At 69.8% G+C, this 8,405-nt stretch carries 8 protein-coding genes; 3 read left to right on the top strand and 5 right to left on the bottom strand.

Annotated features, from left to right (window positions below):
* The coding region (locus VOI19_RS08900; protein WP_323792610.1) for a circularly permuted type 2 ATP-grasp protein at positions 1-1,316 on the bottom strand (1,316 nt) is incomplete at its 3' end.
* Between the two features lie 48 nt (positions 1,317-1,364).
* Positions 1,365-2,204: a type I methionyl aminopeptidase gene (map, locus tag VOI19_RS08895; protein WP_416366364.1), complete on the bottom strand. Its 840-nt coding sequence runs from the start codon at positions 2,202-2,204 to the stop codon at positions 1,365-1,367.
* A gap of 66 nt (positions 2,205-2,270) precedes the next feature.
* On the opposite strand from map, the gene VOI19_RS08890 reads away from it, so the two are divergent.
* Positions 2,271-2,468, top strand: coding sequence for a hypothetical protein (locus VOI19_RS08890; protein ID WP_323792608.1), 198 nt, complete (start codon positions 2,271-2,273; stop codon positions 2,466-2,468).
* The gene (locus VOI19_RS08885) at positions 2,438-2,770 is read left to right on the top strand and encodes a hypothetical protein (protein ID WP_323792607.1); all 333 of its coding nucleotides are present in this window, start codon (positions 2,438-2,440) and stop codon (positions 2,768-2,770) included. Before VOI19_RS08890 ends, VOI19_RS08885 begins: the two co-directional genes overlap by 31 nt.
* A 55-nt stretch (positions 2,771-2,825) precedes the next feature.
* On the opposite strand, the gene VOI19_RS08880 is transcribed toward VOI19_RS08885, so the two are convergent.
* Together VOI19_RS08880 and VOI19_RS08875 are read right to left on the bottom strand one after the other, a co-directional pair.
* Positions 2,826-5,831 carry an amidase family protein gene (locus VOI19_RS08880; protein ID WP_323792606.1) on the bottom strand — a complete coding sequence of 1,002 codons (3,006 nt, stop codon included), beginning with the start codon at positions 5,829-5,831 and terminating at the stop codon, positions 2,826-2,828.
* 126 nt (positions 5,832-5,957) lie between these two features.
* Positions 5,958-7,178 (bottom strand): PQQ-dependent sugar dehydrogenase, encoded by a 1,221-nt coding sequence (locus VOI19_RS08875; protein WP_323792605.1) that lies wholly within the window; start codon positions 7,176-7,178, stop codon positions 5,958-5,960.
* 147 nt (positions 7,179-7,325) lie between these two features.
* Between VOI19_RS08875 and VOI19_RS08870 the strand changes: the two genes are divergently transcribed.
* Positions 7,326-7,769, top strand: coding sequence for a GreA/GreB family elongation factor (locus VOI19_RS08870; RefSeq protein WP_323792604.1), 444 nt, complete (start codon positions 7,326-7,328; stop codon positions 7,767-7,769).
* A 1-nt stretch (position 7,770) separates the two neighbouring features.
* Here the strand turns inward: VOI19_RS08870 and panB are convergent.
* The coding region (gene panB, locus VOI19_RS08865; protein WP_323792603.1) for a 3-methyl-2-oxobutanoate hydroxymethyltransferase at positions 7,771-8,405 on the bottom strand (635 nt) is incomplete at its 5' end.

The following is an 8,405-nucleotide window of genomic DNA, read 5'->3' as shown; positions in this document are numbered from 1 at the left end:
CGGTTGCCGTCGTTGACGGCGAAGGGCCGCAGGTCGACGTGACGCGGTCCGAGCTCGCCGTCCACGAAGGTCGGCACGGTCGAGAGCTGCACGACCGGCTGCGCGATCCAGGAGCGCGGGTCCTCGCGGACCTTGCCCCGCAGCTCGTCGAGCTCGGCCTTGGTGGCGCGAGGGCCGATGACGATGCCCTTGCCGCCGGAGCCGTCGACCGGCTTGAGGACCAGCTCGTCGAGGCGGTCGAGCACCTCTTCGCGTGCCTCGGCGTCGCCCACCCGCCAGGTGTCGACGTTCTTGAGGATCGGCTCCTCGTTGAGGTAGTAGCGGATGATGTCGGGCATGTAGGTGTAGACGAGCTTGTCGTCGGCCACGCCGTTGCCCACCGCGTTGGCCAGCGTCACGTTGCCGGCGCGCGCGGCATCGATCATGCCGGGGCAGCCGAGCATGGAGTCCGCGCGGAAGTGGACCGGGTCGAGGAACTCGTCGTCGATCCGGCGGTAGATCACGTGCACCGGGGCCAGGCCCTGGGTGGTGCGCATCATCACGCGGCCGCGACGGCACTCGAGGTCGCGTCCCTCGACGAGCTCGACGCCCATGGTGCGAGCGAGCAGGGCGTGCTCGAAGTAGGCGCCGTTGTAGACGCCGGGCGTGAGCACGACGACGTTCGGGTCGGTCACACCGGCCGGGGCCGCCGCGCGCAGGGCAGCCAGCAGCCGCTGCGGGTAGGCCGCGACCGGGCGGATGCGGTGCTGGGCGATCGTCTCGGGCAGCGCCGCGCTGATGGCACGCCGGTTGGTCATCACGTAGGAGACGCCGGAGGGCACCCGCACGTTGTCCTCGAGCACGCGGAACTCGCCGAGGTTGTCGCGGATCAGGTCGATGCCCGACACGTGCACCCGCACGCCGTTCGGGGGCCGGATGTTGGCCGAGGCCCGGTGGTAATGCGACGAGGTCGTGATCACGCGCCGCGGGATCACTCCGTCGTCGAAGATCCGACCGGCGTCGTAGACGTCGGCGAGGAACAGCTCGAGGGTCTTGACCCGCTGCTGGACGCCGGCCTCCATCGTCGCCCAGGTGTCCTGCTCGATCACCCGCGGCAAGATGTCGAGCGGGAAGGCCCGCTCCTCACCGCCGATGTCGAAGGTCACCCCCTGGTCGAGATAGCTGGCCTGCAGCGCCTCTACCCGGCTGACGAGCTCAGGCGTCGTCATCGTGTCGAGTGAGTCGCGCAGACGCAGGTACGGCGGCCGCAAGCGGTCGCCGTCGAACATCTCGTCGTATGCGGGTCCTGTGCCCCCGTAGCCGTGGAACATCGCCATGAACCGACCCTAGTGGTCCGGCCTGACGTGCGCTGTCACACCCGTGTTTCAGGGTGTCGTCAGGATCTCCGCACCGTCGCGCGTCACGAGCAGGGTGTGCTCGAACTGGGCCGAGCGCTTCAGGTCACGTGTCACGACGGTCCACTCGTCGTCCCACATCTCCCACTCGCGCACCCCGAGGTTGAGCATCGGCTCGATCGTGAAGGTCATCCCGACCTCGATGAGGTCGTCGTGGTCGGGGTCGTCGTAGTGAGGGACGATCAGCCCGGAGTGGAACGACGTCCCGATGCCGTGACCGGTGAACTCCTGCACGACGCCGTAGCCGTGACGTTTGGCGTAGGACTCGATGTCGCGACCGATGATGTTGATGCGGCGGCCGGGCTTGACGGCATTGATGCCGCGCTGCAGTGCCTCGCGGGTGCGCTCGACGAGGAGTCGCGACTCCTCGTCGACGTCGCCGGCCAGGAAGGTCGCGTTGGTGTCGCCGTGCACGCCGTCGAGGTAGGCGGTGATGTCGATGTTGACGATGTCGCCGTCCTCGACGACCCGGTCGTCGGGGATGCCGTGGCAGATGACCTCGTTGACGCTCGAGCAGAGCGACTTGGGGAAGCCGCGGTAGCCGAGGGTGGAGGGGTAGGCGCCGTGGTCGCAGAGGAACTCGTGACCGATCCGGTCCAGCTCGTCGGTGGTGATGCCGGGCGCGACGTGTGAGCCCACCAGGTCGCGGGCCTGGGCGGCCAGGCGACCGGCGACCCGCATCTTGGCGATCGTCTCCTCGTCCTTGACCTCCGGGCCGTCGTACGGCGTGGGAGAGGGGCGGTCGACGTACTCCGGACGGCGGACGTGGGCCGGCACCGGTCGCCGGGGCGAGATCGTGCCCGGGGTGATCGGGGAGCGGGTGGTGGCGGTGCGCGGAGGGAGCGAGGTCACCTGGGGAAGTGTAGTTTCGGGTACATGTCGGACGCGCCGGAGTACTGGTACTGCATCAAGCACGACCGTGTGGAGGGTCGTGACGGGTGCCCCAACAAGGACCGGTTGGGGCCTTACGACACCGAGGCCGACGCCTCGCGGGCGCTGGAGAACGCCGCCGAGCGCACCGACGAGTGGGACCACGACCCGCGGTGGAACGACGACCAGCAGCTGGAGGACTGATCCCCCTGCTCACACGACGTCGCGTCGCGAAGCCGCCGCAGGCCCAGAAGGAGATCACCTTCTGGCCGTTCGGCGGGATGATCCTGATGGCCGCCGCGTTCTTCCTCTACGGCGCGAGCGCCCTGGTCGCGCCCTGGTGGGCGGTCGCGCTGCTCATGTTCGTCTGGTTGCTCATGTTCGTGAAGGCGTGCTCGTGGTGGACGCGTGCCCCTCGTCGCATCGCGGTGCTCGGGCTCGTCGCGATCGCGCTGTGGTTCGTCACCCTGCTCGGGGGCGCCTCGCTGCTCGACTGGGGCGCCTGAGCGGCGACACCGAGGACCTGTGTCCTCGATGCCGCCGCCCGCGACGGTGCGGTGACTAGCTGCGGACCTTCAGGACCAGCTTGTCGCTCTTCTCGGCCTCGTTGCCCGGCCCGGCGACGACGAGGAGTCGAAGCACGTGACGACCTGGAGCGAGCCTGGGGACCTTCACCTTCTTGTTCTTCTGGTGGCCGATCTCCAGCGACTTCACGACCGACTTCGTGTCATACAGCAGGACGGTGACCCGACCCGGGATCCCGCTGTCGAGGGTGACGCGGATGGTGGCCCGCTCGCCCTTGTCGACCGTGGACGACGCCAGGCGCGCCGCGATCTCGGGAACCGTGCGCGTGATCTTCAGCGTGGCGGTGGCCTCGCTGCCGGCGACGCTGTCGGACCCGGTGAAGGTGGCCGTGACCAGGTGGGTGCCGACCGGCGTCTTCCTGGGCAGCAGCACGGTGGCCACGCCGTCGACAAGGGTGCCGCGCACGGTGGTGCCGGCGACCTCGATGCTGACCTTGCCGGAGGCACCCGGGTCGGAGGCGACCGTCACGGTCGCGCTCACCCGGTCACGGAAGGTCGTGCTCGACTCGTCGAGCTCCAGCGACGTGATGGACTCCGCCGGACCGCTCCACTCCAGGGCGGGGGCGTACTCGGACTGCACGTGGGCATCGACGATCTGCTCGAGCGCGTAGCCCATCCCGAGGACGTCGGTGTCGGCCCAGGCGCGCCCGACGATCTGGATGTTGTTGGTCTGCCCCTCGGTGTTGAGACCGACCGGCAGGATCACGGTCGGCAGGCCGACGCTCTGCGTGATCACTCCGGAGGCGCGATCCGCGGTGTGGATCGCCGAAGACGTGTCGTTGTTGCCCATCGAGGTCAGGAATCCCGGGTAGATGACCGCGTCGACCGGGGTCGCCGCGGCGGTGTCCATCCACTCAGCAGCGTTGAGCTTGTACTGGTCGCGACGGGCCAGCAGGTTGTCCGCGCTGGTGTCGTCCATCGGGACGCGGGTGTAGTCGCTCGACACGTTGTAGGGGAGGTTGAGCGGGTTCTCGAACAGCTCCTCGGTCGTGTAGGGGAAGACGCCCGGGCGATCGATGGCGATGTAGCGCTCCCAGCCCTCGGCGCCGGCGTTGCCCTCGGTCGGGTAGTCGGCGGACGGCGGGGCGGTTGGGCTGCCGGTGATCGGCACCAGAGTGGCGCCGGCCGACTCGAACGCGGCTGTGACCTGGGCGAGCACGGTCGCACCGGCGTCGTCGTCGGTGACCTGCGTCGACTGGAACGACTCGGGTCGGTAGCCGATCACCTTGCCCGCGAGGGAGTCCTCGTCGAGCGCGCTCTTCCACTCCTCGGGGCGCAGGTCGTTGTCGACACGAGCGGTGAGGAGGTCGTCGGGGTTGTTGCCGGTGCTCCGGCTGGCGGTGGCATCCAGGATCGAGGCCACGTCGGTGACGTCCTTTGCCATGGGACCTGCGTAGTCGGTTGCCCAGGTCAGCGGCATCACGCCGTCGGTGCTGGTGAGTCCGTCGGTGCCTCGGAACGTGGTCAGCCCGGCGCCCGTCGAGGGAGCGTAGAGCGAGACCCCGGTCTGGGTGCCCATGGTGGCGGCCGCCAGGTCGGCGGCCACCGCGGTGGCCGAGCCGCCGCTGGAGCCGAAGGACGACTTCGACGGGAAGAGCCCGTTCCACGACTGCATGTAGCCGCTCTCGCTGAACGACCCGGAGTTCGCGAACTCCGACAGGTTGGTCTTGCCGATGATCACCGCCCCCGCCTCGCGCAGCTTGGCGACCTGCCAGGCGTCGGCGCCGGTCTCCCATTCCTCCAGCGCGCGCGTGCCGCCGGTGGTGGGCATGTCGACGGTGTCGTAGATGTCCTTGACGCCCATCGGGATGCCGAGCAGATCACCGGTGGTCCCGGCGGTGCGGGCCTCGTCGGCCTCGCGGGCCTGGGCCAGCGCGGTTTCGGCCACGGTGATGAAGGAGTTGAAGCCGTAGGCGCCCGTGTCGTACGCCGCGATCCGGTCGAGGTAGGCCTGGGTGATGTCCACCGAGGTCACCGTGCCCGCCACCAGGTCGGCCTGGAGCTCGGCGATGGTCTTGCCGACCACGTCGTAGGCGATGTCGGTGGAGCCCGGGACCTCGATCGGGGCCGCGGGGAGGTCGAGCGGGTCCGCGCCGGCGCAGTCGGCGACGTAGTCGGTGAGGTCCCAGTTCTCCAGGGTGCAGATCTCGTCGGTGGAGAGCGCGGAGAAGTCCGGGGCCGCTGCCAGCGCGGCCGTGTCGGTCACGATCTGGGTGGAGTCACCGCGCTCGCCGGTGAGCACGAATCGCATCAACGAGGTCGTCTCGCCGGGCTCGACGCTCAGCTCGTGGATGAAGCCGATGTCGTTGGCCTGGCTGCCGGTGGGGGAGTAGGCCACCTCGAAGGGGTTGGCCTGCTGGTTGCCGAGGGCGTCGACCCCGGCGCCCACGACGACGCCCGACGGGCGGTAGTTGCCGCTCGTGGTCGCGGCGATCCAGGTGTCGGCGGTATCGACCACGGCGTCGCCGGTGGTGCTGTCGGCCACGGTTCCCGCGGTGGTCTCGGCGTTCCCGTAGCCGAGCGAGCCGCCGAAGGAGGCCGCCAACGTCGTGGTCCCGGTGCCGGTGTTGGTGAAGGTGTCGAAGAAGCTGGTCGTGCCGGTGGCCGCGTCGACGGCGACCTTGCGCGTCATGAGGACGTCGCCCAGCCGCACCGACTGCGTCGAGTCGAAGGTGCCGGAACCACCGGCGGTCAGCCCGAAGCCGCGGACCATCTGGTCGTTCATGCGGGGAGCCTCGGTGCCGTCGACATGCACGAAGATGTTGCCGAAGCCCTCCATCCGAGAGTTGCTGATACTGCGGATGGAGCCGGTGTCGAGACCCGGACGACGCGCGTCGTTGATGTTGATCGACGTGTCGAGGTCGGTCGGGACGGTGGTGATCGCCTGCGCCGACGGTGGTGCGAACGCACTCAGGCAGGCGCTGAAGCTCAGCGTGGCCGCGACCGAGGTCGCGACGAAGCGCCGAGGAGAAACTCGTGGCATGGGGGTGCTCTCTGTTCGTTGAACGGGACGAGTCGATTTCTAGGCCCCGCGCGTAACGCAGAAAGACATTCTGTGAACCCCGCACGTTACGTCTGAAGAGTCAGTTCTGACGCGTGTCGATTCCGATCAGCGGGGTCCGACGAGCAGGATTCTGCCGTCACCGTCCACCCCGTCGGTGGCGACGAGCAGGTTGCCGTTGCGCAGCTGCGTGACGGTGCGGAGCCGGCCGTAGGAGCGCAGCGCGGCGGGGGTGAAGACGCGCGGGTCACGACCGGCGGCGTTGAACTTCACGAACACCACGCGCTCGGCCTTGAGGGCGGCCACGGCCAGCGCGCCGTCGTAGCGCCCCCACTTCGTGCCGTCGACGAACGTCGACCCGGAGGTGGCCAGGGTCGGCCGACCGGTGCTCCACCGAGCGCCGACCTGCTTGCCGGGGAGGGAGAAGTCGGTCATCGGGGCCGACTCGTCATAGCCGGGCACGGGGTGCCAGCCGTAGTCCCCGCCGCGCACCAGGCGGTTGACCTCGTCGTCGATGTCGGGGCCGTGCTCGACCGACCACAAGGTGCCGTCGCTGCGCTCGGCGAGTCCCTGCACGTTGCGGTGGCCGTAGGTGAGCACGTAGCGCTTGGCGCGGTTCCTGGCCTTGCTGAAGGGGTTGCCGGGCCACGGCGCGCCGGTGCGGGGGTTCAGGCGCAGCGTCTTGCCGCCGAGCGAGCGCAGGTCGCGCGGGTTGGCGCCGACGGCGGCGTCGCCCGTGCCGACCACCAGGGCCCCGTTGCCGGCCAGCAGCAGGCGGCACCCGCCGTGCCGTCCGGTGGTGGTGGGCAGTCCGGTGATCAACGGCTTGATCAGCCGCGCGCGGGTGCGGGCGTCGTTCAGGCGCCACGCGTTCACGCGGATGTCGTGCCCGCCGCCGGACTTCTCCCACCCCGAGCACGTGTAGAAGCGCCCGTTCCTGCCGAAGCGGCGGTCGACCTCGAGCCCCATCAGCCCGGTCTCGCCCGCCGTCCAGATCCGGGCGGCGGGGAAGCGGACGGTATACGTGGTTCCGTTGCGGCGCGCCACGGTGAGCCGTGCCGGGTCCCGCTCGGTGATGAGCAGTCGCCCGCCGTCGATCTGCTTGACGTCCCAGGCATGACTGAGTCCGTCCACCTTCGTCGTGACGCGTAGTCGGGGGACGGCGGCGCGAGCGTCGAGGACCGACTCGGCGACGGCGCGCGTCGGCGTGGTGATGCTGTCGGCAGCCGACCCGAACGGAGCGCTCAGCAAGCCCCCGGCCAGGGCGAGGACGCCGAAGATCGCGACTCCTGCGGGTGTGGCGAAGCGGCGTGATGGGCTCGAGGACATGGCGTCACGGTAGCCAGCAGACGGCCGCTGACTGAGAAGTTGCTTAGACGGGCATATCGCCGCCCTCGGGGTGGTTCATTGATCACTGCAGAGGAGATATCTCTGTATCTCCTCGCTGAACGACCGACTGACAAGGACCCCCTGGCCATGACCGCAACTGCCACTCCCCACACCGACCTTCTCGCCTCCCGCCTGCAGGACCTGCGGGCCGAGCGCGACGCGGCCCTCGCCGAGACCCGCCAGGAGCAGGTCGGCGACATCGCCGACCGCGCCACCAACGTGGAGGCGAGCATCCGGCTCGGCACGCTCGACGAGCGGATCGCCGCCCTCGAGCTCGAGATCGACGCGGCCAGCCGGGTCGAGCACGTCGCCGGAGTCGTGAGCCTCGGCGACCAGGTCGTGCTCGACCTCGGCGACGGCCCCGAGACCTTCGTCGTGGGGTCGGTGGAGGCCGTGGCTGCCGGGGTGGAGGCCGTGACCCCCACCAGCCCGCTCGGCCAGGCGCTCCGGGGAGCGGCCGCCGGCACGACGGTCAGCTATGCGCCGCGTCGCGGCGTCACGCTCAAGGCGACGATCGTCTCCGTCGGCTGACTCAGAAGGTGTGCTCCGGGCCGGGGAACGTGCCCGCCTTGACGTCGGCGTCGTAGGCACGTGCGGCCTGGAGCAGGACGTCGTGCATGTCGGCGTACTGCTTGACGAAGCGCGCCATGTGGCCCTGGCGAAGTCCGAAGGCGTCCTGCCAGACGAGGACCTGGCCGTCGCAGTCGGGCCCGGCGCCGATGCCGATAGTGGGGATCGCCAGCTCTGAGGTGACGCGGCCTGCGGTCTCGCCGGGCACCATCTCCATCACCACCGCGAACGCACCGGCCTCCTGGACGGCGTGCGCGTCCTCGAGCACGCGCGCGCCGGTCTCGCCACGGCCCTGCACCCGGTAGCCCCCGAGAGCATGCTCGGACTGAGGGGTGAAGCCGATGTGCGCCATCACCGGGATGCCGCCCTGGGTGAGTTTCTGGATCTGCGGCACCATCTCGACGCCGCCCTCGAGCTTGACGCAGTGGGCGCCGCCCTCCTTCATGAAGCGGGCGGCAGTCAGGTAGGCCTGCTCGGCGGAGGCCTGATAGCTGCCGAACGGCAGGTCGCCGACGACGAGGGCCCGGCTGACCGAGCGGCTCACGGCGCGGGTCAGCGGGATGAGCTCGTCGACGGTGACCGGGAGCGAGGTCTCGT

Origin of the sequence: Nocardioides sp. (genome assembly GCF_034670285.1) — a bacterium.
GTDB lineage: Bacteria > Actinomycetota > Actinomycetes > Propionibacteriales > Nocardioidaceae > Nocardioides.
Note: the sequence above shows the minus strand (reverse complement) of the source record. Positions and strands in the feature narration are given on the sequence as shown.